16 protein-coding genes are annotated in these 23,121 nt (G+C 64.1%); 15 read left to right on the forward strand and 1 reads right to left on the reverse strand.

All coding sequences use genetic code 11. From position 1 onward, the window contains the following. Positions 1 to 4: 4 nt before the first annotated feature. From OKB87_RS07330 to OKB87_RS07400, 15 genes are all read left to right on the forward strand, one after another. Complete coding sequence (locus OKB87_RS07330; protein WP_005299840.1) at positions 5 to 679, forward strand: NuoB/complex I 20 kDa subunit family protein; 675 nt, start codon at positions 5 to 7, stop codon at positions 677 to 679. 2 nt (positions 680 to 681) lie between these two features. Next, on the forward strand, positions 682 to 2,487 hold the full coding sequence (gene nuoC / locus OKB87_RS07335; protein ID WP_270826982.1) for an NADH-quinone oxidoreductase subunit C/D: 1,806 nt from the start codon (positions 682 to 684) through the stop codon (positions 2,485 to 2,487). A 61-nt stretch (positions 2,488 to 2,548) separates the two neighbouring features. Next, positions 2,549 to 3,091: an NADH-quinone oxidoreductase subunit NuoE gene (gene nuoE / locus OKB87_RS07340; protein ID WP_029303307.1), complete on the forward strand. Its 543-nt coding sequence runs from the start codon at positions 2,549 to 2,551 to the stop codon at positions 3,089 to 3,091. Further along, a complete protein-coding gene (gene nuoF, locus OKB87_RS07345) occupies positions 3,088 to 4,455 on the forward strand; it encodes an NADH-quinone oxidoreductase subunit NuoF (protein WP_203092330.1) in 1,368 nt (455 codons plus the stop codon). The genes nuoE and nuoF overlap by 4 nt, the downstream gene beginning before the upstream one ends. Positions 4,456 to 4,534: 79 nt before the next feature. Beyond that, positions 4,535 to 7,264 carry an NADH-quinone oxidoreductase subunit NuoG gene (gene nuoG / locus OKB87_RS07350; RefSeq protein WP_270826983.1) on the forward strand — a complete coding sequence of 910 codons (2,730 nt, stop codon included), beginning with the start codon at positions 4,535 to 4,537 and terminating at the stop codon, positions 7,262 to 7,264. Then, complete coding sequence (gene nuoH / locus OKB87_RS07355; protein ID WP_011705661.1) at positions 7,261 to 8,229, forward strand: NADH-quinone oxidoreductase subunit NuoH; 969 nt, start codon at positions 7,261 to 7,263, stop codon at positions 8,227 to 8,229. Before nuoG ends, nuoH begins: the two co-directional genes overlap by 4 nt. A 128-nt stretch (positions 8,230 to 8,357) precedes the next feature. Then, a complete protein-coding gene (nuoI, locus tag OKB87_RS07360; protein WP_011705660.1) occupies positions 8,358 to 8,900 on the forward strand; it encodes an NADH-quinone oxidoreductase subunit NuoI in 543 nt (180 codons plus the stop codon). Positions 8,901 to 8,910: 10 nt separating this feature from the next. Next, positions 8,911 to 9,459: an NADH-quinone oxidoreductase subunit J gene (gene nuoJ / locus OKB87_RS07365; RefSeq protein ID WP_011705659.1), complete on the forward strand. Its 549-nt coding sequence runs from the start codon at positions 8,911 to 8,913 to the stop codon at positions 9,457 to 9,459. Continuing rightward, entirely contained in the window at positions 9,459 to 9,767 is a 309-nt protein-coding gene (gene nuoK / locus OKB87_RS07370) for an NADH-quinone oxidoreductase subunit NuoK (protein ID WP_005299823.1), read from the forward strand. The genes nuoJ and nuoK overlap by 1 nt, the downstream gene beginning before the upstream one ends. Beyond that, positions 9,764 to 11,611 (forward strand): NADH-quinone oxidoreductase subunit L, encoded by a 1,848-nt coding sequence (gene nuoL, locus OKB87_RS07375; RefSeq protein WP_269383605.1) that lies wholly within the window; start codon positions 9,764 to 9,766, stop codon positions 11,609 to 11,611. Before nuoK ends, nuoL begins: the two co-directional genes overlap by 4 nt. Positions 11,612 to 11,689: 78 nt before the next feature. After that, the gene (nuoM, locus tag OKB87_RS07380) at positions 11,690 to 13,210 is read left to right on the forward strand and encodes an NADH-quinone oxidoreductase subunit M (protein WP_270826984.1); all 1,521 of its coding nucleotides are present in this window, start codon (positions 11,690 to 11,692) and stop codon (positions 13,208 to 13,210) included. 61 nt (positions 13,211 to 13,271) lie between these two features. Further along, on the forward strand, positions 13,272 to 14,735 hold the full coding sequence (nuoN, locus tag OKB87_RS07385; protein ID WP_017410206.1) for an NADH-quinone oxidoreductase subunit NuoN: 1,464 nt from the start codon (positions 13,272 to 13,274) through the stop codon (positions 14,733 to 14,735). A gap of 188 nt (positions 14,736 to 14,923) precedes the next feature. After that, on the forward strand, positions 14,924 to 16,054 hold the full coding sequence (locus OKB87_RS07390; RefSeq protein WP_270826985.1) for an FIST signal transduction protein: 1,131 nt from the start codon (positions 14,924 to 14,926) through the stop codon (positions 16,052 to 16,054). After that, positions 16,051 to 17,484 carry an HD domain-containing phosphohydrolase gene (locus OKB87_RS07395; RefSeq protein ID WP_011705654.1) on the forward strand — a complete coding sequence of 478 codons (1,434 nt, stop codon included), beginning with the start codon at positions 16,051 to 16,053 and terminating at the stop codon, positions 17,482 to 17,484. The genes OKB87_RS07390 and OKB87_RS07395 overlap by 4 nt, the downstream gene beginning before the upstream one ends. Positions 17,485 to 17,499: 15 nt before the next feature. Next, positions 17,500 to 19,026: an HD domain-containing phosphohydrolase gene (locus tag OKB87_RS07400; protein ID WP_270826986.1), complete on the forward strand. Its 1,527-nt coding sequence runs from the start codon at positions 17,500 to 17,502 to the stop codon at positions 19,024 to 19,026. A gap of 60 nt (positions 19,027 to 19,086) precedes the next feature. On the opposite strand, the gene purL is transcribed toward OKB87_RS07400, so the two are convergent. Next, on the reverse strand, positions 19,087 to 22,992 hold the full coding sequence (gene purL / locus OKB87_RS07405) for a phosphoribosylformylglycinamidine synthase (RefSeq protein ID WP_270826988.1): 3,906 nt from the start codon (positions 22,990 to 22,992) through the stop codon (positions 19,087 to 19,089). Positions 22,993 to 23,121: the final 129 nt, after the last annotated feature.

A 23,121-nucleotide genomic window follows, 5' to 3' on the forward strand; every position in this document is an offset into this window, starting at 1 on the left:
CACCATGAAGTACACCCTGACCCGGATCGACCCAGATGCGCCCGTTGAGCGCTATCCCCAGGAACAGCGCCAGACCGTCGAGGATCCCTTGGCTCAAGAGGCCTCACGCGGCATCATGATCGGGCGCCTCGAAGAGGTGCTGCAAGACACTGTCAACTGGGGCCGCAAGAACTCCCTCTGGCCTTACAACTTCGGTATCTCCTGCTGCTACGTAGAGATGTGTACCGCCTTCACCTCCCCCCATGATGTGGCCCGCTTCGGCGCCGAAGTTATTCGAGCCTCACCGCGCCAAGCCGATTTCATGGTGATCGCCGGCACCCCCTTCATCAAGATGGCCCCCGTCATCCAGCGTCTGTATGAACAGCTGCTCGAACCCAAGTGGGTCATCTCCATGGGTGCCTGCGCCAACTCCGGCGGCATGTACGACATCTACTCGGTCGTTCAGGGCGTCGACAAGTTCCTGCCGGTCGACGTCTATATTCCGGGTTGTCCGCCCCGTCCCGAGGCATTCCTGCAGGCGCTGATGCTGCTGCAGGACTCCATCGGCAAGGAGCGCCGTCCGCTCTCCTGGGTGGTTGGCGATCAGGGCATCTATCGTCCCCAAATGCCTGCCGAGAAGGACCGCAAGCGTGGCGAGCGGATCAACGTCACCAACCTGCGCACGCCGGATGAGATCTGACCATGAAACTGACTCGAGAATTCCCCAGCAACTACGCCATGGCCCAGTGGCAACCGAATGATCACAAAGACGCTCAGGTCATCGGCGAGCTGTTCGCCCATTTCGGCGCCGAACGTTTCACCATCCAGAATACCCGTACCGGCGTGCCGGTGGTCTGGCTCTCCCGCGAGCTGCTGCTGGATGTCATGGGCTTCCTGCGCAAGCTCCCCTCCCCGTTCGTGATGCTGTTCGATCTCAGCGCCACCGACGAGCGGATGCGCAGCCATCGCCATGATCTGCCCGACAGCGACTTCACCGTCTTCTATCACCTCATTTCCATCGATCGCAACGCCGACCTGATGTTGAAGGTGCCGCTCAAGGAGGGTGACCTGACGCTGCCCACCGTTAGCCGCCACTTCCCTAACGCCAACTGGTATGAACGGGAAGTGTGGGATCTGATGGGCATCAATTTCGATGGTCACCCCCATCTGACCCGCATCATGATGCCCAAGAGCTGGCAGGGTCACCCGCTGCGCAAGGATTATCCGGCGCGCGCCACCGAATTTGATCCCTTCATGCTTGATGCGGTCAAACAGGATCAGGAGCAGGACAACCTGCTGTTCAAACCGGAAGAGTGGGGTATGGCCCGTGGCAACGAGAACGAGGACTACATGTTCTTGAACCTCGGCCCCAACCACCCCTCCGCCCACGGCGCCTTCCGCCTGGTGCTGCAGCTCGATGGCGAAGAGATCCGCGACTGCGTGCCCGACATCGGTTATCACCACCGCGGTGCAGAGAAGATGGGCGAGCGCCAGTCCTGGCACAGCTACATCCCCTACACCGACCGGGTCGAGTACTTAGGGGGGGTGATGAACAACCTGCCCTACGTGCTGGCGGTCGAGAAGCTGGCGGGCATCAAGGTGCCACAGCGGGTCGACATGATCCGGGTGATGCTGGCTGAGCTGTTCCGCATCCAGAGCCACCTGCTGTTCATCGGTACCTATATTCAGGACGTGGGTGCCATGACCCCGGTCTTCTTCACCTTCACCGACCGGCAGCGGATTTACACCATCATCGAGGCCATCACCGGCGCCCGTATGCATCCGGCCTGGTTCCGCATCGGCGGCGTGGCCCATGATCTGCCCGTCGGCTGGCAGCGGCTGGTGCAAGACAACCTGCTGAGCTGGCTGCCCAAGCGGCTGATGGACTATGAGAAGGCCGCCATGCGCAACAGCATACTGCGTGGCCGCACCATCGGCGTCGCCGCCTACAACACCGAACAGGCGCTGGCCTGGGGCACCACGGGTGGCGGTCTGCGCGCCACCGGTCTCAACTTCGACGTGCGCAAATGGCGCCCCTACTCCGGCTACGATCAGTTCGAATTCGAAGTGCCGGTCGGCGCCAACGGCGATGCCTACGATCGCGCCCTGGTGCGCATCGAGGAGGTGCGCCAGAGCATGCGCATCATCGAGCAGTGCATGAAGAACATGCCGGAAGGGCCGTTCAAGGCAGATCACCCGCTCACCACGCCGCCGCCCAAAGAGCGCACCCTGCAGGACATCGAGACCCTGATCACCCACTTCCTGCAAGTGTCGTGGGGCCCGGTCATGCCGGCCGCCGAGTCCTTCCAGATGATCGAGGCGACCAAGGGGATCAACAGTTATTACCTGACCAGCGATGGCTCCACCATGAGCTACCGGACCCGGATCCGCACCCCGAGCTTTGCTCACCTGCAACAGATCCCCTCGGTGATCCGTGGCCAGATGGTGTCGGACCTCATCGTCTATCTGGGCAGTATCGATTTCGTTATGTCGGATGTGGACCGTTGAGTAACGGCTGTTACCAAGACCCGTTACACGACAAAAAGGACAAGCCACAAAAGGTTAAGCCATGAGCCAGCAATGTCAGTGCCAACACAATCAGTCCCCGCAGGGACAGAGTTCATGCCAGGGCAAGGGGAACGATTTCGTCCTGAGCCAGGCAGAACGCGATGCCATCGAGCATGAGAAACACCACTACGAAGATCCCCGTGCCGCCAGCATTGAAGCGCTCAAGATAGTGCAGCAGGCCCGCGGCTGGGTACCTGACGGTGCCATCCACGCCATCGCCGCCGAGCTCGGCATCCCCGCCAGCGACGTGGAGGGGGTTGCCACCTTCTACAGCCAGATCTTCCGCCAGCCGGTCGGTCGCCACATCATCCGCGTCTGTGACAGCATGGTGTGCTACATCAACGGCCACGAACAACTGCTGGCCGGCCTGAAAGAGGTGATGGATCTGGCCCCCGGCCAGACTTCTGCCGACGGCCGCTTCACCCTGCTGCCGGTCTGCTGCCTCGGCAACTGCGACAAGGGGCCGGCGCTGATGATCGACGATGACACCTACGGTGGGCTCGACGCCGTCAGCCTGCTCAAGACCCTGGAGGCTTACCCATGAGTCTGGCATCCCTTGGTACCGCCAATCGCATCGCCCGTGCAGCCGAGACCCATCCCCTCACCTGGCGGCTGCGCGACGACGGCCAGCCGGTCTGGCTGGATGAATACCAGAGCAAGCAGGGTTACGATGCGGCCCGCAAGGCACTGGGCCAGATGAGCCCGGACGAGATCGTCGGCACCGTCAAGGATGCCGGCCTCAAGGGTCGCGGCGGCGCCGGTTTCTCCACCGGCGTGAAGTGGGGCCTGATGCCCAAAGACGAGAGCATGAACATCCGTTATCTGCTCTGCAACGCCGACGAGATGGAGCCGAACACCTACAAGGATCGGCTGTTGATGGAGCAACTGCCCCACCTGCTGATTGAAGGGATGATCATCTCGGCCAAGGCCCTCAAGGCCTACCGTGGCTACATCTTCTTGCGCGGCGAATACGTCGATGCCGCAGCCAACCTGCGTCGTGCGGTCGAAGAGGCCAAGGCTGCCGGTCTGCTCGGCAAGAACATCCTGGGCTCGGGCTTTGACTTCGAGCTGTTCGTCCACACCGGCGCGGGTCGCTACATCTGCGGCGAAGAGACGGCGCTTATCAACTCCCTGGAAGGGCGCCGCGCCAACCCGCGCGCCAAGCCCCCCTTCCCCGCCGTTTCCGGCGTCTGGGGCAAGCCCACCTGCGTCAACAACGTCGAGACCCTGTGCAACGTGCCCGCCATCATCGGCAACGGTGTGGCCTGGTATCAGGGGTTGGCGCTGCCGGGTTCGGAAGATCACGGCACCAAGCTGATGGGCTTCTCCGGCAAGGTCAACAACCCCGGCTTGTGGGAGCTGCCGTTTGGCATCACCGCCCGCGAGCTGTTCGAGCACTATGCCGGTGGCATGAAACCCGGCTATCGCCTGAAAGCCTGGCAACCGGGCGGTGCCGGTACCGGCTTCCTGCTGCCCGAGCACCTGGATGCCCAGATGTACGCCGGCGGCATCGGCAAGGTCGGCACCCGGATGGGCACGGGCCTTGCCATGGCGGTGGATGACAGCATCAACATGGTCTCCCTGCTGCGCAACATGGAAGAGTTCTTCGCCCGCGAGTCCTGCGGCTGGTGCACTCCCTGCCGCGACGGCCTGCCCTGGAGCGTCAAGCTGCTGCGCGCGCTGGAGCGGGGTGAAGGTCAGCCAGGGGATCTCGCCACCCTGGAGCAGCTGGTCAGCTTCCTCGGCCCAGGCAAGACCTTCTGCGCCCATGCCCCTGGCGCCATCGAGCCGCTGGGCAGTGCGATGAAGTATTTCCGGTCGGAATTCGAGGCCGGCGTCAAGGCGCCGCAGGATAATCGCAAGCAGCTCAAGGGTATCCAGCCCAACCTGCTGGGCGAGCGCTGGTAAGGCACGCAGGGCGCCCGCCGCGGGCCCGCTGAACCGGCGCGAGCCAAAGAATTTATCTCATTGAAGTCAGGGAAGTTGTATGGCCACCATTCATGTAGACGGTAAAGAGTACGAGGTAGACGGGGCAGATAACCTGCTGCAAGCCTGTCTGTCCCTTGGTCTGGACGTCCCCTATTTTTGCTGGCACCCGGCGCTTGGTAGCGTCGGCGCCTGCCGCCAGTGTGCGGTGAAACAGTATCAGAATGCCGACGACAAGCGCGGCCGCCTGGTCATGTCCTGCATGACCCCCTCCACCGATGGCACCTATATCTCCATCGAGGATGAAGAGGCGAAGGAGTTCCGCAAAACGGTGGTGGAGTGGCAGATGACCAACCACCCCCACGACTGCCCGGTGTGCGAAGAGGGTGGCTCCTGCCACCTGCAGGACATGACGGTGATGACCGGCCACAACAGCCGTCGCTACCGTTTCACCAAGCGCACCCACCAGAATCAGGATCTGGGCCCCTTCATCAATCACGAGATGAACCGCTGCATCGCCTGCTATCGCTGCGTCCGTTACTACAAGGACTACGCCGGTGGCGAGGATCTCGGGGTCTACGGCGCCCACGACAACGTCTACTTCGGCCGGGTCGAGGATGGCACCCTGGAGAGCGAGTTCTCCGGCAACCTGGTGGAGGTCTGCCCCACCGGCGTATTCACCGACAAGACCCACTCCGAGCGTTACAACCGCAAGTGGGACATGCAGTTCGCCCCCAGCATCTGCCAAGGGTGCTCGGTCGGCTGCAACATCAGCCCGGGTGAGCGTTACGGCGAGCTGCGCCGCATCGAGAACCGCTATCACGGCGCTCTGAACCACTACTTCCTGTGCGACCGCGGCCGCTTTGGCTACGGCCACGTCAATCTGACCGACCGCCCGCGCCAGCCCCTGCTGCAGGATGGCAGTGACAAGCTGGCCATCACGGTGGACGGCGCCCTGAACCGGGCCGCCGATGCCCTGCGCACCGCTGCCGGCGTCATCGGCATCGGCTCGCCCCGCGCGTCGCTTGAGAGCAACTTCGCTCTGCGCGAACTGGTGGGTGCCGCCAACTTCTACAGCGGCGTCGAGCAAAGCGAATGGGAATGCCTGCAGAAGATGCTGCAGATCCTGCAGCACGGCGGCGTGCGTACCCCCAGCCTGCGTGACATGGAAGAGGCCGACGCCGTGCTGGTGCTCGGCGAGGATGTCACCCAGACCGCCGCCCGCATCGCCCTGGCCCTGCGCCAGGCCGTCAAGGGCAAGGGCCGCGAAATCGCCCGCAAGCTGAAGGTGGATCTGTGGCAGGTCGCCGCAGTGCAAACCCTGGCCCAGAACGAGCGCTACCCGCTGCTGATCACCAGCCTGGACAGCACCCGACTGGACGACGTGGCGAGCGGCACCCTGCACGCCCCTCACGCGGATCAGGCGCGCCTGGGCTTCGCCATCGCCCATCTGCTCGATGGCAGCGCCCCTGCCCTGACCGATCTCGCTCCCGAGCTACAGGCCCTGGCCGCCAGCTGGGCCGCGCTGCTCGGCAACGCCAAGAAGCCGCTCATCATCGCCGGCACCGGTGCCCGCAGCCAGGCCCTGCTTGAGGCGGCCAGCAACATCGCCCGCGCCCTCAAGGGCCGTGGCCAGGCCGTGGAGCTCGCCCTGGTAGCCCAGGAGACCAACAGCCTGGGGCTGGCCATGCTGGCCGGCAATGCCGCCCCGCTGGAAGCCGCTTTTGATCGTATCGAAAGAGAAGAGAAGCTCGCGCTGGTGATGCTCGAGAACGATCTCTACCGCCGCGCACCGCGCAGCCGCGTCGATGCCGCCATCGACCGTCTGCAGCACCTGCTGGTGGTCGACCATCAGGACACCGGCACCGCCCAGAAGGCGAACCTGGTGCTGCCTGCCGCCAGCTTCGCCGAGGCCGACGGTACCCTCATCAACATGGAAGGCCGCGCCCAGCGCTTCTTCCAGGTTTATGCCCCTGCCTTCTACAACGCCGACATCCAGGTGCGCGAGAGCTGGCGCTGGCTGGCCGCCCTGCAAGGCGTGCTGGATCGCAAACCGCTGCGCTGGAACACTTTCGACGAGGTGAGTGCGGCCTGCGCCGCCAGCGCCCCGCTGCTGACCAGCATGCGCGAGGCTGCTCCCAACGCGGGTCTGCGCATCCGTGGCATGAAGCTCGCTCGCGAGCCGCACCGCTACAGTGGCCGCACCTCCATGCTGGCGGATCAGAACGTGAGCGAACCCAGAGTCGCCCAGGATCCCGACTCGCCCTTCAACTTCTCCATGGAAGGCTACGCCGGTGCCCGCCAGCCGCTGCAACAGGTGCCGTTCGCCTGGGCGCCGGGCTGGAACTCCCCGTCCGCCTGGAACAAGTTCCAGGATGAAGTGGGTGGCAACCTGCGCGCCGGGGATCCCGGTCGCCGTCTGCTGGAAGCAGGCGAGGACAGCCTCGGCTGGTTCGACACCGCCCCCGCCCCGTTCAGCTCCAAAGAGGCGCTGCAGGTGGTGAGCTATGACCAGCTGTTTGGCGGCGAAGAGCTGTCTGCCAGAAGCCCGGTCATCCAGGCCCGCATGAGCGAGCCCGTGCTGGTGCTGAACCCGGCCGACGCCAGTCGTCTCTCCCTCGGTGCCGGCAGCCAGGTCGCCTTCTCCTGGGGTGGCCACCACTGGCGGCTGACCCTGCGGCTGAGCGAGCATCTGACCGCGGGTCTGGTGGGTCTGCCGCTTGGTGTCAACGGTCTGCCGACCGCCCTGCACCAGCAATATCTCGCTAACCTACAGGAGGCCATCGCATGAGTGACTCTCTGATCGATCTGTTGCTGGAAATCGGCAAGGCATTGATCGTGCTGGTGGGGATCGTGGGGGCCGGCGCCTTCATGAGCTTCATCGAGCGCCGTCTGCTGGCGCTGTGGCAGGATCGTTACGGCCCCAACCGGGTAGGCCCCTTCGGCCTGCTGCAGCTGGCGGCCGACATGATCAAGATGTTCTTCAAAGAGGACTGGATCCCGCCGTTCGCCGATCGCCGGATCTTCGTGCTGGCCCCCATCATCGCCTTTACCGCCTTCATTCTGGCGTTTGCGGTGGTGCCCATCACCCCCACCTGGGGCGTGGCGGACCTCAACGTGGGGCTGCTCTACATCCTGGCCATCGCGGGGCTGGCGGTCTACGCCGTGCTGTTCGCTGGCTGGTCGAGCAACAACAAGTACTCATTGCTCGGCAGCCTGCGCGCCTCGGCCCAAACCCTCTCCTACGAGGTGTTTTTGGGCCTCTCCTTGATGGGTATCGTCATCCAGACCGGCAGCTTCAACCTGCGGGATATCGTGGAAGCCCAGGCAGGACTGTGGAACGTGATCCCCCAGATCCTGGGCTTCATCACCTTCCTGTTTGCTGGCGTCGCCGTCACCCACCGCCATCCGTTTGACCAGCCGGAAGCCGAGCAGGAGCTCGCCGACGGTTATCACATCGAGTATGCGGGCATGAAATGGGGTCTGTTCTTCGTGGGCGAGTACATCGGCATCGTGCTGATCTCTTCGCTCATCGTGACCCTGTTCTTCGGTGGCTGGCACGGCCCCTGGCTGCCGCCCTTCATCTGGTTTGCCCTGAAGACTGCCTGTTTCATGGTGTTCTTCATCCTGCTGCGGGCCTCCCTGCCCCGCCCGCGCTTTGACCAGGTGATGTCGTTTGGCTGGAAAGTCTGCCTGCCGCTGACCCTGCTCAACATGCTGGTCACCGGCGCCGTGGTGCTGATGAATGCGCAGTGAGGCCGCAATGGACAGAAAAAATGTGATGCCGTTTGGCTGGAACGTCTGCTTGCCCGCCACCCTGTATCCCGCTCGGGATGCAGCCGGTACGGGCTGTGGTGCTGATGAATGTGCAGTGAGGCACGACTATGAAAATTATTAACATCATCAAGGGTGTCGGCACCCAATTGCGCAGCCTGGGGATGGTGTTCTCCCACGCCTGGAGCCCCCGCGAGACCCTCAACTATCCGGAACAGGCCGTCTATGCGGCGCCCCGCTATCGCGGTCGCATCGTGCTGACTCGCGATCCGGATGGCGACGAACGCTGCGTGGCTTGCAACCTGTGTGCGGTGGCCTGCCCGGTCGGCTGCATCTCGCTGCAGAAATCCGAGCGGGAAGATGGTCGCTGGTACCCGGAGTTCTTTCGCATCAACTTCTCCCGCTGCATCTTCTGCGGCCTGTGCGAAGAGGCCTGCCCCACCACCGCCATCCAGCTGACGCCGGATTTCGAGATGGGCGAGTACCGCCGCCAGGATCTGGTGTACGAGAAGGAAGATCTGCTGATCAGCGGACCCGGCAAGTATCCGGATTACAACTTCTACCGCATGAGCGGGATGGCCATCGACGGCAAGCCGAAAGGGGATGCCGAGAACGAAGCCAAGCCCATCGATGTCAAGAGCCTGCTGCCCTGAGGAGTCAATCATGGAACTGGCATTCTATGCCGCGGCCCTGGTCGCCATTTACAGCACGCTGCGGGTGATCAGCACCAGCAATCCGATGCACGCGCTGCTCAATCTCATTATCTCCCTCATTGCCGTGGCCATGATCTTCTTCTGCCTGGGCGCCTCCTTCGCGGGCGCCCTGCAAGTGATCGTCTATGCGGGCGCCATCATGGTACTGTTCGTGTTCGTGGTGATGATGCTGAACCTGGGCTCGGCCCAGGATCAGGAAAAGAACTGGCTCACCCCCACCACCTGGGTGGGCCCCGGCCTGCTTTCGCTCATTCTGCTGGGTTTTCTGGCCTACGGCATTCTCGGGGTCACCGGCGGTGAACTCGGTCTGACCGACGTCAGTGCCAAAGCGGTCGGCATCGCCCTGTTCGGTCCTTACGTGCTGGCGGTGGAGCTTGCCTCCATCCTGCTGCTGGCGGGCCTGGTCACCGCCTATCACCTGGGCCGTGAAGACAAGAGCGGGGAAGTGCTCTCCGTGCCAAAAGCCTCGGCACATCCGTCTCAAGAAGGAGGTCAATGATGAACGGAATCCCGATGGAACACGGCCTGCTGCTGGCTGCCGTGCTGTTCTGTATCGGCCTGTGCGGCCTGCTGATACGTCGCAACTTGCTGTTTATCCTCATGAGTATCGAGATCATGATGAACGCGTCGGCACTGGCATTCGTGGTGGCTGGCAGCCGCTGGGCCCAGGCTGATGGCCAGATCATGTACATACTGGTGATTTCTCTGGCGGCAGCGGAGGCCAGTATCGGCCTCGCCCTGTTACTGCTGCTCTATCGTCGTTACCACACCCTCAACGTGGACACTGTGAGCGAGATGCGCGGATGAGCCTCCTATACCTGACTTTTCTGTTTCCGCTGCTGGGATGGCTGGTGCTGGCCTTCTCCATCGGTCGTTTCGGCGAGCGCACTGCTGCGCTCATCGGCGTCGGCAGCATAGGGCTGTCGGCCCTCACTACCCTGTGGGTCGGCATCGATTTCCTCAATACCATGCCAACGGGCGGCGTCTATACCCAGACCCTGTGGCAGTGGATCTCGGTGGGTGAATTCACCCCCACCTTCCGCCTGGCGCTGGACGGCCTGTCGCTGACCATGCTCGGCGTGGTCACCGGGGTGGGTTTCTTCATCCACCTGTTCGCCTCCTGGTACATGCGCGGGGAAGAGGGCTATTCACGCTTCTTCACCTACACCAACCTGTTCATCGCCAGCATGGTGTTTCTGGTGCTGGCCGATGACCTGCTGTTCGTCTACCTCGGCTGGGAAGGGGTGGGGCTGTGCAGCTACCTGCTGATCGGCTTCTACTACCGCAACCCGGCCAACGGCGCCGCCGCCCTCAAGGCATTCGTGGTGACCCGGGTCGGCGACGTGTTCCTCGCCATCGGTCTGTTCGTCCTCTACCGGGAGCTCGGTACCCTCAACATTCACGAGTTGCTGGTACGCGCACCGCTGATGTTTGCCGAGGGCTCCCCTGCCCTGTCGTTTGCCTGTCTGATGCTGCTTGGCGGCGCCGTCGGCAAATCGGCCCAACTGCCACTGCAAACCTGGCTGGCGGATGCGATGGCGGGCCCGACCCCGGTCTCGGCGCTGATCCACGCGGCCACCATGGTGACCGCCGGTGTCTATCTCATCGCCCGTACCCACGGCCTGTTCCTGCTGGCCCCCGAGATCCTGCATCTGGTGGCGCTGGTCGGTGCCATCACCCTGGTGCTGGCAGGCTTTGCGGCTCTGGTGCAAACCGACATCAAGCGGATCCTGGCTTACTCCACCATGAGCCAGATCGGCTACATGTTCCTGGCCCTCGGCGTTGGCGCCTGGGAAGGGGCCATCTTCCACCTGATGACCCACGCCTTCTTCAAGGCGCTGCTGTTCCTCTCCGCCGGTGCCGTGATCGTCGCGACCCACCACGAGCAGAACATCTTCAAGATGGGAGGCCTGCGCAAGAGCCTGCCGCTGGTCTATGCCTGCTTCCTGGTAGGGGGTTCGGCCCTGGCCGCGCTGCCGCTGGTGACCGCCGGTTTCTACAGTAAAGACGCCATCTTGTGGCAGGTGCAGGCCAGTGGCCAGAGCGCCCTGCTGTGGGCCGGTCTGGGTGGTGCCTTCCTCACCTCCCTCTACACCTTCCGCCTGATTTTCATCGCCTTCCACGGCAAGGAGCAGACCCAGGCTCACGCCGGTCACGGCCTGGCCCATCAGCTGCCGCTGCTGGTCCTGCTGGTGCTCTCCACCGGTATCGGCGCCCTGATCGTGCCGCCGCTGGCGGGGGTACTGCCGGCAGGTCCAGGGGATCACATCGAAGAGGGGCGCCATGGGCTGGAGATCACCTCCGCCATCATCGCCATCGCCGGGATTGCCCTGGCCGCCTTCCTGTTCCTGGGCGAGCGCCGTCTGGCCAGCAGCGTGGCCAACAGCGCACCGGGCAAGTTGCTCAGCACTCTCTGGTTCAATGCCTGGGGCTTTGACTGGCTTTACGATCAGCTGTGGGTCAAGCCGTATCTGCTGGCGACCCGGCTGCTCGGCAAGGATCCGCTGGACTGGATGATGAACCTGCCGGCCTGGCTGGCACAGAGTGGCCACCAGCTGTTGGCCTGGACCGTTTCCGGCAAGTTGCGCTGGTATGCAGCCTCCATGGGGATGGGCGCCGCCCTGATCCTGGCCCTGCTGCTGCTCGGCTGATCCCGTGATGCAGCCCCTGAACTCGCAGCAAGCCCACGGGCCTGCACAGTGACTAGAACATAGACGAGAGCTGATATCGTGACCTTACTCTGGATCTTGTTAATACCCTTCATCGGCGGTCTGCTCTGTTGGCAGACCGAGCGATTCGGCGAGTACTTCGTACGCTGGGTCGCCCTGCTGTCGATGAGCGCCTGCCTGCTGCTCTCCTGCGCCATCTGGTGGAGCGGTGACTTCACCCTGGCAGCCGAGGGCGGCGTGCCCGTCTGGGCCGCCGAACTGCAACTGCCCTGGATCCCCCGCTTCGGCATCTCATTGCACCTGGCGGTGGATGGTTTGTCGCTGTTGATGGTGATCCTCACCTGCTTCATCGGCGTGCTGGCCATCCTCTGTTCCTGGAAGGAAATCGTGCAGCGCATCGGCTTCTTCCACCTCAACCTGTTGTGGATTTTGGGTGGCGTACTCGGCGTCTTCATGGCGCTGGATCTGTTCCTGTTCTTCTTCTTCTGGGAGATGATGCTGGTACCGATGTACTTCCTGATTGCGCTGTGGGGCCACTCGGTCACCGACGGCAAATCCCGGATCAACGCCGCCACCAAGTTCTTCATCTACACCCAGGTCAGCGGCCTCATCATGCTGGTCGCCATCCTGGGCCTGGTGCTCACTCACCATGCCGCCACCGGCGTGTTCACCTTTGACTATCAGGACTTGCTGAACACCCCGATGAGCAAGGGCGTGCAGTGGCTGCTGATGCTGGGCTTCTTCATCGCCTTCGCGGTCAAGATGCCGCTGGTACCGCTGCACGGCTGGCTGCCGGATGCCCACAGCCAGGCACCGACCGCGGGTTCCGTGGACTTGGCGGGGATCCTGCTGAAAACCGCCGCCTACGGTCTGCTGCGCTTCGCCCTGCCGCTGTTCCCCGAGGCGTCCGCCGAATTTGCCCCCTACGCCATGGTGCTGGGTCTCATCGGCATCGTCTACGGCGCCATCGTGGCGTTCGCCCAGACCGACATCAAGCGACTGGTGGCCTACACCAGCATCTCCCACATGGGCTTCGTGATGATCGCCATCTACTCCGGCAGCGAGCTGGCCCTGCAAGGCGCCGTGGTGCAGATGATCGCCCACGGTCTCTCCGCCGCCGGCCTCTTCATCCTGTGCGGTCAGCTCTACGAGCGTCTGCACACCCGGGATCTGCGTCTGATGGGCGGGCTGTGGGGCCGTCTGCGCTACCTGCCCGGCGTGATGCTGTTCTTCTCGGTCGCCTCTCTGGGGATGCCGGGCACCGGCAACTTCGTCGGCGAGTTCCTGATCCTCATCGGTAGCTTCCAGGTTGCCCCCGTGCTCACCATCATCGCCACCTTCGGGCTGGTGCTGGCCTCGGTCTACTCCCTCATCATGCTGCAGCGCGCCTGCTTCGGTACCCCCAAGGACGAGAGCGTCCTCAAAGGGCTCGACAGTCGCGAGCTGGTGATGATGATGACCATCGCCGGTCTTTTGGTGTTGCTCGGTGTCTATCCCCAGCCTGTGCTCGACACCGCGGGCAACAGCCTGCTGAGCGTGCTGCACTGGTACGCCCTGCCCTTTGCAGGAGCATTGCAATGAGAGTGACCGCTGTTAAACCGCTGGCCCTGTTGCCTTCCTTGTCCATTACAGGAGCACTGCAATGACCTTCACCGCTTCGCAACTGCTGGCCCTGCTGCCCCTGTTGCTGACAACCGGGGCCATGGTGGCCCTGATGCTGGCCATCGCCTGGAAACGGTGCGATGACACCGCCTTCGTGGTCACCATCGCCGGCCTCAACCTGGCGCTTTTCTCCCTGCCCATCGTGATGGCACAGGGCGATCAGGGGGTCACCCCGCTGCTGCAGATCGATGGCTACGCCGTCTTCTACATGGGCCTGGTGCTCATCGGCGCCTTGGCGACCTGTACCTTCGGCCGCTCCTGGCTCAAGGGCTACCCGGACAACCGGGAAGAGTTCTACCTGCTGCTGCTGATCGCCACCGCTGGTGGCCTGGTGCTGGCCGGTTCACGTCACCTCGCCTCCCTGTTCATCGGGATCGAGATGCTGACCCTGCCGATGTTCGGTCTGGTGGGCTATGCCTATCGCGAGCGCCACTCGCTGGAGGCCAGCATCAAGTACATGGTGCTCTCCGCCGCCGCCACCGCCTTCCTGCTGTTCGGCATGGCGCTGCTCTATGCCCAAGCTGGCAGCCTGAGCTTCAGCGATCTGGGGCTGACCCTGGCCACCACCCCGGCTCACCACCCGCTGCTGATGGGCGGTCTGGGTCTGATGCTGGTCGGTTTTGCCTTCAAGCTCTCCCTGGCGCCGTTCCACCTCTGGACCCCGGACGTGTACGAAGGGGCGCCGGCCCCGGTGGCCACCTTCCTCGCCACCGTCAGCAAGATCGCGGTGTTCTGCGTGCTGCTGCGCTTCTACCTGGCGGTGCCCGCCGCCGCGGATCCCATGATCCACTGGCTGCTGGCCGCCATGGCGGTGGTCTCCATCGTCATCGGCAACCTGCTGGCTCTGCTGCAGACCAACATCAAGCGGATGATGGGTTACTCCTCCATCTCCCACTTCGGTTACCTGCTGGCGGTGATCGTGGCGAGCCGTCTCGGCCAGATGCCGGTGGAAGCGGCCGGCGTCTATCTGCTGATGTATCTGTTCACCAGCCTGGGGGCCTTCGGCGTCATCAGCATGATGTCCAGCCCCTATCGCGGCAAGGATGCGGACTCCCTGCACAGCTACCGCGGCCTGTTCTGGCGTCGTCCCTACCTGACCGCCGTGCTGACCGTGATGATGCTCTCGCTGGCCGGTATCCCCATGACGCTCGGCTTCATCGGCAAGTTCTACCTGATCGGGGTGACCGTCGATGCGAAGCTGTGGTGGCTCTCCGGCGCCATCGTGCTCGGCAGTGCGCTGGGTCTCTACTACTACCTGCGGGTCATGGTCACCCTCTACCTGCGCGAACCCGGCATGCAGCTGCGCGACGCCAAGGGTGACTGGGCCATCACTTCCGGTGGTCTGGTGGTGCTGCTCTCCGCCGCGCTGGTGGTGGCGCTGGGTCTCTATCCCCAGCCGGTCATCAGCCTGGTGCAGGGCTTCCAGAACGTGGTGTTGCACTGATTTCACGCCCCCCCAAAAACCGGCTCAAGTGGCCGGTTTTTTTATCAGCCCAAAGCGGGATGCCTGACCAGCTTTCTCAAATTTATCTGCCTTTATAACGGGTTATGCTCGCTTGCCGGACACGACCGGGTATCCACCGCGCCCCCTTGCTGATATATTGATAATTGGCAGGAAAGGAGTTCCGAACGATGATGCAGCCCGCGTTTCATTCATTCGATACGCAGCCACTGACCGAGGCACTGCTCCCCTATCGCGGCCAGCGGCTCGACGTCTTGCTGGCCGAGCAGGATGCAGAGCACGTAGCCGATCTGCAGCAGCAATGTAGCCACCTCGACATTCAACTCAGCGGCGCCCTCTTTCCGCGCCTCCTCAGCCGTCACGGTTTTCATGAACGCGGCGCCTGGCTGCTGCCGCGCCCGGCCTCCCACGTCCCGCTGCTCATCCCGCTCGATCCCGTCGCCAGCGCCGATGAGCAGGCCCGTATCCTCTGCGACGCGCTGGCTCCTCGTCTTGCACAGTGGCCGTCAGCCGAAGGCATACCGACCCTCTTTCTGACCTTCGATGCCATGATCCCCAACATCGCCTCCCTCCTCGAGGGGATCTATCTGCATCTCGCGGACAGGGTCCACTATGCCGGCGTCAATGCTGGCAGTGGCCAGTTTCGCCCCATGCCCTGCCTGTTCGACAACCACAGGCTGCTGGAACAGGCGGTCTGCTGCACCCTGCTGCCCCATCGCAGCTACCCCCTGCTCGAGCACGGCTATCAGCTCACCGCCCAGCCCATGCTGGCCACCAGCAGCGAGGGCAACAAGATCTCCTTCATCGACTGGCAGCCCGCCTTCAGCCGCTACCAGTCCCTGGTCCAGCAGCAGTTCCAGCAGCGCCTGACTCCGGAGCAGTTCTACCAGTACGGCGTCCACCTGCCGCTTGGGCTGCTGCGAGCCAACGGCGACGTCATCGTGCGCATCCCGGTCGCCGTCACCGACGAGGGGGCGCTGCTCTGCGTCGGGGAAGTGCCGGATCACAGCATCCTCACCCTGCTCAAGGCGCCGCACAGCCCGACCGCCCACGCCATCGAGCTGGCCGAAAAACTGAGCCGGCACGGGGCACCGGAACGCCTCGAGATCTACTACTGCGCCGGCCGCCAGCAGCACTTCGGCGAGCAGAGCAGCCTGGAGCTGGAGACCCTCTTCAGCCACAGCGGCGCCCACCAGCTGGTCGGAGCCCTCTCCCTTGGCGAGATTGGCAACCTGCGGCCGGGGGACTATCCGCTGTTTCACAACGGCGCCATTCTCTGCAATGGGGAGGGATTGCGATGAACAACGACCACGCCATGGCCATCGTCTGCGATCTCGCCCTCTGCATCGGCCGCGAGGTCACGCTGGATGCCCTGCTGACCAAGGTGCTGCAGCGCTTTCTGTTTCACTGCGCCTGCCCGGTCGGGCTGGTGCTGCAGCAGTTGCCGCAGGGGGAGTACAAGATCATCAAGGCGATCGGCGACGAGCAGCTGCTTCGCCATCAGGGAGAGCCGCTCCCACTGCCCCACTGGGTCAGCGACGGCGAGCAGTGCATCCTGCGGGCAGCGCTGCCCTTGCCAGGCTCGCGCCCCTACCCGTTTGCCTATCGGCTGCGGATCGAGGGGGGCTATCTGATGCTGCTGCTCTCCCCCAATGCGGAGCAGCAGGGGGAACAGCTCTGCCACCTGTTCAGCCCCATCCTCGGCAACCTGGCCCGCGCCATCCAGCTGTGCCGAGACAGCGAGCAGCTGGCCCTGCGCCAGCAGGCGGAGCTGGTCGACATGCAGCGCTTCAACGAGTCCCTGCTCAAGGCTATCCCCATCCCGGTGTTCTACAAGGATGTCGAGGGGCGTTTCATCAGCTGCAACCCGACCTTCACCCAGATCACCGGCATCAGCAAGGCCGAGCTGCAGGGCAAACGGGTGGACGAGATCCTGCCCCCCGAGATGGCCGACGAATACACCCAGCGCGACCTGGAGGTGCTGCGCAGCAGGCAGCCGCAATATTTCGAGCACACCCTGTTTGATCGCAGCGGCCACCGCTATCAGGTGCTCAACTTCAAGGATCTCTTCTACGACCATCAAGGTGAGGTGGCCGGCATCATCGGCGCCCTGGTCGACATCACCCACATCAAAGAGAGCGAGCAGCAGCAACGGACCCTGCTGTTCCAGACCATAGCGGCGCTCTCCTCCGCCATCGCCCACAAGGATCCCGGCACCGCGGGCCACGAGCGACGTGTGCACGATCTCGCGCTGGCCATCGGCCAGCATCTGCAACTCTCTCAGGAGCGCCTCGATGGGCTGGGCCTCGCCGCCATGGTGCACAACATCGGCCTGTTGCAGATCCCGGCGGAGATCCTCACCCGCCCCCGCACACTGAGGGAGGTGGAGTTCGAGCTCATCAAGCAACACCCGCAGGCGGGCTGTGAAATTCTGCAGCAGATAGACTTCCCCTGGCCCATCACCGCCATCGTGCAGCAGCACCATGAGAATCTGGACGGCAGCGGCTATCCACAGGGGCTGCAGGGGGATGCCATCTCGCTGGAGGCGCGCATCATCCGGGTGGCCGATTCGCTGGCCGCCATGACGGCCCACCGCCCGTTCCGGCGAGCCATGTCCCTTACCGATGCCTTTGCCGAACTGACCCGCTATGCCGGTGTCCACTACGACGAGCAGGTGGTCAGCGCCTGCTTCGCCGTGTGGCAGGCGGGCTATCGCTTTGCCCCCCTTTGACCGAGGCAGGATGACATGAGTTCAAGACCCGCACCGCCCTTTCCCCCGCTGCCCACGGCCGCCCTGCTTGGCCAGGTGATGGATCAGCTGCCCTATCGGGTGCTGCTCAAAGACACCCGCTCCGTCTTCATCGCCTGCAACCGGCTGCTGGCAGACGATCTCGCCCTCACCCCGGCCGAACTGGTCGGCAAGTGCGATGCCGACTTCTTCCCGGCCGAACTGGCTCAGCGCTACCGGGATGACGATCTGAAGGTCATTGCCAGCGGCACCACCCAGCGCCATGAAGAGCCCTATCTGAAGGGGGGCGAGGCCCGCTGGCTCAGCACCACCAAGTTTCCTCTGCACGACGAGCTGGGCCAGGTGGTCGGGGTCGGCGTCTTCTTCGACGACATCACCGAGAAGAAACAGCAACAGGAGCGGTTGCAGCAGTACACCTGGACCCTGGAGGCCATCGGCCGCGCCCACCACGCCATGCTCAAGCAGGATGATGAGCAGACCCTGCTGCAGGAGATCTGCGATGCCATCACCTTCGACGGCCGCTTCCCCCTCGTCACCGTGCTGCAGGAAAACAGTGACCAGCACACCCTGCAGGTGCTGGCGCAGGCGGGCAACGCGGTCTGGTTTGCCAGCGACGACTGGCTCACCCGGGATCCCGCCCTGCATCAGGCCATCGGCACCGGGGCGCCGTGCAACGAAGCCCTGGCCAGCGCGCTGGTGCACCACTCGGCCACCCTGCGCGCCCGTCTGCTGCTGCCGCTGCAGTGGCATGCCGGCGGGCATGGCGGCCTGCTCATTCACAGTGAACAGGCCCGCCCCTTCACCGACGAAGAGGTGCACCTCTTCAGCCAGCTGGCAGACTACCTTGCCTACGGCCTGCAGGCGCGCGCGACCCAGCAGGCCTATCTCACCGCCCAGCGCGACAGGGTGCTGCACGCCCGCCAGCTGGAGCTGGCGCTGGAAGATGCCCTCGGCGCCATTGCCGCCGTGCTGGAGCAGCGTGATCCCTACACCGCCGGCCACCAGAAGCACGTCGCCACCCTGGCGCTGGCCATCGGCCGCGAGCTGAAACTGGACGACAAGCGGCTGCGGGGGCTCTATCTGGGGGCCATGGTGCACGACATCGGCAAGATCCAGGTGCCGCTCGACATCCTCACCAAACCGGGCCGGCTGACCCCGCAGGAGTTCAACCTGGTCAAGGAGCACCCGGGCGCCGGCTATCAGGTACTCAAGGACATCGCCCTGCCCTGGCCCGTCGCCCAGATGATCCACCAACACCACGAGTTCATCGACGGCTCCGGCTACCCGGCGGGGCTCAAGGGCGAGCAGATCCTGCTGGAGGCCCGCATCCTCACGGTGGCCGACATCGTGGAATCCATGTCCTCCGATCGTCCCTACCGCGCCGCCCTCGGCATTCCCCAGGCCAGGGCTCACATCATCGAACTGCGCGGCAGCAAGCTGGATGCAGCGGTGGTGGATGCCTGCCTGCGCATCCTTGATCGCGGGGATTTCACCCCCCATGAGCTGGGCCACGGCCAGTTCTAGTGGGCAAGCCGCCATAAAAAAACCGGCCACAGGGGCCGGTTTTTTGTTTGCGATGCGAACTTAACCCAGACGTACCCGGGCGTTGCGGAACATCCGCATCCAGGCGCCGTCCTCGCCCCAGTTGTCCGGGTGCCAGGAGTTGGCCACGGTACGGAACACCCGCTCCGGGTGCGGCATCATGATGGTGGCGCGCCCGTCCGTGGTGGTAACGGCAGTGATACCCGCCGGTGCACCGTTCGGGTTGGCCGGGTACTGCTCGGTCACCTGACCGCGGTTGTCGACGAAACGCAGCCCCACCAGTCCGCTCTGTTGCAACGCGGCCAGGTGAGCGGCATCGCGCACCTCCACTCGCCCTTCCCCGTGGGAGACGGCAATTGGCATCACCGAGCCTGCCATGCCGGCGAAGAAGGCCGACGGGGAGTCCTGCACTTCCACCAGGCTGAAGCGGGCCTCGAAGCGCTCAGAGCGGTTGCGCACGAAGCGCGGCCACAGATCGGCACCCGGGATCAGCTCGCGCAGGTTGGACATCATCTGGCAACCGTTGCACACACCCAGGGAGAGGGTGTCGCCGCGCTCGAAGAAGCGCTGGAACTGCTCGCGAGCACCGTCGTTGAACAGGATGGACTTGGCCCAGCCTTCACCCGCCCCCAGCACGTCGCCGTAGGAGAAGCCGCCACAGGCTACCAGGCTCTGGAACGCGTCCAGCTTGATGCGCCCCTCGAGGATGTCGCTCATGTGCACGTCCACCGCCGCAAAGCCGGCACGGTCAAATGCCGCCGCCATCTCCACGTGGGAGTTGACCCCCTGCTCGCGTAGCACCGCCAGACGGGGGGAGACCCCGCGGGCAATGTAGGGTGCCGCCACATCTTCGGCCGGGTTGTAGCTGAGCTTGGCCTGCAGGCCAGGATCGGCTGCGTCCTGACGGGCGGCATGCTCCTGATCCGCGCACTCCGGGTTGTCGCGCAGGCGCTGCATCTGCCAGCTGGTCTCGCCCCAGATGGTACGCAAAGCGGTACGGCTGGCGCGGTAAACCTCCTGACCGGCCCGCTGCAGGGTGATGAGATCCCCCTCGCGCACCGTGCCGAGCACGTGGGAGCAAGCGGCCAGGCCGTGACCGGCCAGCAGGGTCATCACCGCCTCCTTGTCTTCACGACGCACCTGGATGACGGCGCCCAGCTCTTCGTTGAACAGGGCCGGCAGCAGCTCGCCACCGATGCGATCCAGCTGCAGGTCGAGGCCACAGTGACCGGCGAAGGCCATCTCCACCAGGGTGACAAACAGGCCGCCATCGGAGCGGTCGTGGTAGGCGACGAGTTTGCGATCGCTCACCAGCGCCTGGATGGCGTTGAAGAACCCCTTGAGCTGGACCGGGTTGTCCAGATCCGGTGCCTTGTCACCCAGCTGGCGATAGACCTGGGCCAGGGCGGAGGCACCGAGGCGCTGCTTGCCGTTGCCAAGGTCGATGAGGATAAGGTCGGTCTCACCGAGATCGGTTCGCAGCTGCGGCGTGACGGTGTTGCGCACGTCCTCGACCCTGGCAAAGGCCGAGATGAGCAGGGAGAGTGGCGAGGTGACGCTGTGCTCCTTGCCATCCTGCTGCCAGCGGGTCTTCATGGACATGGAGTCCTTGCCCACCGGGATGGTGATGCCAAGGGCCGGGCAGAGCTCCTCGCCCACCGCCTTGACCGCCTCGTAGAGGCCGGCATCTTCGCCCGGGTGACCGGCGGCGGCCATCCAGTTGGCGGAGAGCTTGACCCGCTTCAGAGACCCGATGTGGGCCGGCGCCAGGTTGGTGAGCGCTTCCGCCACCGCCATGCGAGCGGAGGCGGCATGGGAGAGCAGCGCCACCGGGGTGCGCTCGCCCATCGACATGGCTTCGCCGTGGTAGCTGTCGTAGGTAGCGGCAGTGACGGCGCAGTCAGCCACCGGAATCTGCCAGGGGCCGACCATCTGGTCGCGGTTGACCAGACCGGTCACGCTGCGATCGCCGATGGTGATGAGGAAGGACTTCTCCGCCACGGTGGGCAGACGCAGCACCCGCTCGGCAGCCTCGCCCAGGGTGATGCCATCGAGTTGGAGCGCTTTGCCCTGCGCCGGCAGGCTTACAACCTCGCGGTGCATCTTGGGGGTCTTGCCGAGCAGCACGTCCAGCGGCAGGTCGATGGGGTGGTTGTCAAAGTGCTCATCCGAGAGAGTGAGATGCTTCTCTTCGGTGGCACTGCCGATGACGGCATAGGGGGCGCGCTCGCGCTCGCACAGCGCCTTGAACAGCGGCAGCTTCTCCTTGGCCACCGCCAGCACGTAACGCTCCTGGGATTCGTTGCACCAGATCTCGAGCGGGCTCATGCCCGGCTCGTCGTTCGGAATGGCACGCAAGGAGAAACGACCGCCGCGATCGCCGTCGCTCACCAGCTCCGGCATGGCATTGGAGAGGCCACCGGCCCCCACGTCGTGGATGAAGACGATGGGGTTGTCGTCCCCCAGCTGCCAGCAGCGGTCGATCACCTCCTGGCAACGGCGCTCCATCTCGGGGTTGTCGCGCTGCACCGAGGCAAAATCGAGATCTTCGGCCGACTGGCCGGAGGCCATGCTTGATGCGGCACCGCCGCCCAGACCGATGTTCATGGCCGGGCCGCCCAGCACGATGAGGGCAGCCCCCACCGGGATCTCCCCTTTCTGGACGTGCTCGCTGCGGATGTTGCCGATACCGCCGGCCAGCATGATGGGCTTGTGGTAGCCACGCACCTCGACGCCATTGTGACTCGGCACCTGCTCTTCGAAGGTACGGAAGTAGCCGAGAATGGCCGGACGGCCGAACTCGTTGTTGAAGGCAGCGCCGCCGAGCGGCCCCTCCTGCATGATGTCAAACGCACTGACGATGCGGCTCGGCTTGCCGAAATCCTGCTCCCAGGGCTGCTCGAAGCCGGGGATGCGCAGGTTGGAGACCGAGAAGCCCACCAGACCCGCCTTGGGCTTGGCGCCGCGACCGGTGGCACCCTCATCGCGAATTTCGCCGCCGGAGCCGGTGGCGGCGCCCGGGAAGGGGGAGATGGCAGTCGGGTGGTTGTGGGTCTCCACCTTCATCAGGATGTCGACGCGCTCCTGATGATAGTGATACTCGCCGCTGGCCGGGCTCGGGAAGAAGCGGCCACCCTGGCTCCCTTCCATCACCGCAGCGTTGTCTTTATAGGCAGACAGGACATGATCCGGCGTCTGCTCGAAGGTGTTCTTGATCATCTTGAACAGCGACTTGGGCTGCTGCTCACCGTCGATGGTCCAGTCGGCGTTGAAAATCTTGTGGCGGCAGTGCTCGGAGTTTGCCTGGGCAAACATGTAGAGCTCGATGTCGTTGGGGTTGCGGCCCAGCCGGGTGAAATTCTCCACCAGGTAGTCTATCTCGTCGTCGGCCAGCGCCAGACCGAGCGCCACGTTGGCCTCGGCCAGCGCGGCGCGACCACCGCCCAGCACATCCACCTGGGTGAAGGGACGCGGCTCATGATGGGCAAACAGGGCGGCTGCCTCGTTCATCTCGCCAAACACCGTCTCCATCATGCGGTCGTGCAGCACGGCGGCCACGTCGGCACGCTGGGCGGCGCTCAGCTCACCCTTGGCCTGCACGTAATAGGCGATGCCGCGTTCGAGCCGCTTGACCTGATTCAGGCCGCAGTTGTGGGCGATGTCGGTTGCTTTGGAAGACCAGGGGGAGATAGTGCCGGGGCGGGGGGTAACGAGAAACAGCTGACCGCTGGGGGTGTGTTCGGGGATGGTCGGGCCGTAGCGCAGGAGCTGGCCCAAGGTCGCTCGCTCCGGGGGCGACAGCGGGCTCGAGAGCTCGGCAAAGTGCACGTATTCGGCATAGACATCCTCTATCTCTACTCCTCTCTCCTGTTTCATCTGCGCGAAGCGTTGCAGCAGTTTTTGGACACGAAACTCAGACAGTGCGGGGGCACCACGCAAGATATCCATATGACCTTTCTCACCAAGTGTTGAAGTGGGGGGGAATTGAGACGCGCGTATTATAGGGATCAGGCCCATGCCGGACAAACGTTTTTCTTGTTTTGCCCAGTGTGACTCGGTGCACACTCTCTGGTATAA

The sequence above is a fragment of the Aeromonas sp. Y318-1 genome, assembly GCF_027706125.1.
GTDB classification, from domain to species: Bacteria; Pseudomonadota; Gammaproteobacteria; order Enterobacterales; family Aeromonadaceae; genus Aeromonas; species Aeromonas hydrophila.

Bases quoted from the DNA above. Each gene is read 5' to 3' on its own strand.
- nuoC (WP_270826982.1), top strand. From the start codon at position 682: ATGAAACTGACTCGAGAATTCCCCAGCAACTACGCCATGGCCCAGTGG.
- nuoK (WP_005299823.1), top strand. From the start codon at position 9,459: ATGAACGGAATCCCGATGGAACACGGCCTGCTGCTGGCTGCCGTGCTG.
- OKB87_RS07400 (WP_270826986.1), top strand. From the start codon at position 17,500: ATGAGTTCAAGACCCGCACCGCCCTTTCCCCCGCTGCCCACGGCCGCC.
- nuoN (WP_017410206.1), top strand. From the start codon at position 13,272: ATGACCTTCACCGCTTCGCAACTGCTGGCCCTGCTGCCCCTGTTGCTG.
- OKB87_RS07395 (WP_011705654.1), top strand. From the start codon at position 16,051: ATGAACAACGACCACGCCATGGCCATCGTCTGCGATCTCGCCCTCTGC.
- nuoF (WP_203092330.1), top strand. From the start codon at position 3,088: ATGAGTCTGGCATCCCTTGGTACCGCCAATCGCATCGCCCGTGCAGCC.
- purL (WP_270826988.1), bottom strand. From the start codon at position 22,992: ATGGATATCTTGCGTGGTGCCCCCGCACTGTCTGAGTTTCGTGTCCAA.
- nuoH (WP_011705661.1), top strand. From the start codon at position 7,261: ATGAGTGACTCTCTGATCGATCTGTTGCTGGAAATCGGCAAGGCATTG.
- OKB87_RS07330 (WP_005299840.1), top strand. From the start codon at position 5: ATGAAGTACACCCTGACCCGGATCGACCCAGATGCGCCCGTTGAGCGC.
- nuoL (WP_269383605.1), top strand. From the start codon at position 9,764: ATGAGCCTCCTATACCTGACTTTTCTGTTTCCGCTGCTGGGATGGCTG.
- nuoE (WP_029303307.1), top strand. From the start codon at position 2,549: ATGAGCCAGCAATGTCAGTGCCAACACAATCAGTCCCCGCAGGGACAG.
- nuoG (WP_270826983.1), top strand. From the start codon at position 4,535: ATGGCCACCATTCATGTAGACGGTAAAGAGTACGAGGTAGACGGGGCA.
- nuoI (WP_011705660.1), top strand. From the start codon at position 8,358: ATGAAAATTATTAACATCATCAAGGGTGTCGGCACCCAATTGCGCAGC.
- OKB87_RS07390 (WP_270826985.1), top strand. From the start codon at position 14,924: ATGATGCAGCCCGCGTTTCATTCATTCGATACGCAGCCACTGACCGAG.
- nuoJ (WP_011705659.1), top strand. From the start codon at position 8,911: ATGGAACTGGCATTCTATGCCGCGGCCCTGGTCGCCATTTACAGCACG.